Source organism: Corynebacterium sp. HMSC072A02 (assembly GCF_001810085.1).
GTDB lineage: Bacteria > Actinomycetota > Actinomycetes > Mycobacteriales > Mycobacteriaceae > Corynebacterium > Corynebacterium hesseae.
This window is the reverse complement of sequence record NZ_KV799803.1, coordinates 1-1023: the sequence shown is the minus strand read 5'-3', so window position 1 is coordinate 1023 and position 1023 is coordinate 1. Positions and strand designations below refer to the sequence as shown.

Sequence of the window (1023 nt, the reverse complement as noted above, 5' to 3'; positions counted from 1 at the left end):
CTTTAGCTTGGGTGAGGTAGGCAAAGAGGTGTCCGTGTTGACTCATTTTCTTCAGCTGTAGGTAGATTCCGCGGTGAACATCGTGGGTGTACCACCATTTTTTGTTGCCACGTTTGGATTTAGGAATCTGCTCGAAAGGGACGTCTTTGACGTAAGTTCTGGCTTTGAGCTGGGCGCTAAATACAGTGCCGAATTGGTGTAGCTTGGCAGTCCATTCGGCTGCTTCATCTAGGTTGGTAACGGCTAGCAGTTCGAAGGAAAGCCGTCGCAGTGCTTTGCCCATCGGCGAGGTGGGGTGCAGGCCTGTGGCGCGCTGAATGTTGCGTTTGACGTGGACAATGCAGCGTTGAACCGGGGTATCAGGCCACAGGCGGCGTAGTGCTTTAAGTCCTCCGGAATCCCCATCACAGGTCACCAGTTGTGGTGGGGCTAGTTCGTCCAGCAGGCGCATGTATGACCAGGAGGATTCCTTAGTGCACCAGAACCAGTTGATGACATGGCAGGAGTCAGCAGCCACGACAAGGCACTTGGTGTTGAAGTAGGTGCCGTCGATGAAGATTTGATCGTAGATTCGCTGCTTATCAACGCTTCGGGGAGGTTGGATAAGCCAGAACGTTTTGAACCGGCGTTGCAGAGTTCGTGATGAAACTCCGCAGGTCTTAGCTGTCTCTGTCAGGCTGTGGCCTGACATGAGCCACGAGATGAAAAGGCGAAACCATTTTGCTTGAACTGCGTCGTCATTGGTGCGGGTGAAAGTGGCCTTGCAAGTGAGGCATCGCCATCGTTGGCGACCAGTACTTGTCGTTCCGTATTTGATGCACACCCCGCTACAGACGGGGCATCGAGGATGATTCTTACTCATCCTCTCATCGTGAACCTAGGCAGCTAGCACACCGGCACTTCCCCGGCAGTATTTCCGGCCCGAGACTGGGGTATCCCTCCGGATAAGTGAAATCATCCTAATACCAGCACGCCAGACCAGCTAACCACCCAACCTCACCAACACATCCTGTCGTTTAGGCC

1 protein-coding gene is annotated in these 1023 nt (G+C 53.7%); it reads right to left on the bottom strand.

What is annotated here, in order from left to right:
* Positions 1–691, bottom strand: a 691-nt coding sequence (locus HMPREF2698_RS12755; protein ID WP_246819406.1) for a transposase, incomplete at its 3' end; no start/stop codon positions are given.
* Between the last annotated feature and the right edge of the window lie 332 nt (positions 692–1023).